The sequence below is a fragment of the Streptomyces sp. SID486 genome (assembly GCF_009865385.1).
GTDB lineage: Bacteria > Actinomycetota > Actinomycetes > Streptomycetales > Streptomycetaceae > Streptomyces.
In genome coordinates this window covers 1-437 of sequence record NZ_WWJT01000238.1, presented here as the reverse complement: position 1 = coordinate 437, position 437 = coordinate 1, and the positions used below count along the sequence as shown (strand labels likewise).

General features: G+C 71.9%; 1 protein-coding gene. It reads right to left on the bottom strand.

Annotation, left to right across the window (positions count from 1 at the left end; translation table 11 throughout):
- The coding region (locus GT045_RS12000) for a beta-ketoacyl synthase N-terminal-like domain-containing protein (RefSeq protein ID WP_161334141.1) at nucleotides 1-437 on the bottom strand (437 nt) is incomplete at both ends.

Sequence of the window (437 nt, the reverse complement as noted above, 5' to 3'; positions counted from 1 at the left end):
TGCGCCTCCACCACATCCACCTGGGAGGCGGACAGCCCCGCACTCGCCAGCGCGGAACGGATCACCCGCTGCTGCGACGGACCGTTCGGCGCGGAGAGGCCGTTGCTCGCGCCGTCCTGGTTCACGGCCGAGCCACGCACCACCGCCAGGACCTGGTGACCGTTGCGCTCGGCATCCGACAGCCGCTCCAACAGCAGCATGCCGGCACCCTCGGCCCAGCCTGTGCCGTCCGCGCCCGCTGCGAACGCCTTGCAACGGCCGTCCGCCGCGACACCCTGCTGTCGGCTGAACTCGACGAAGAGTCCGGGCGTGGCCATCACCGTGACACCACCGGCCAGCGCGAGGGAGCACTCGCCCTGGCGGAGGGACTGCACGGCCAGATGCAGGGCCACCAGCGACGACGAACACGCCGTGTCCACCGTCACCGCAGGACCCTC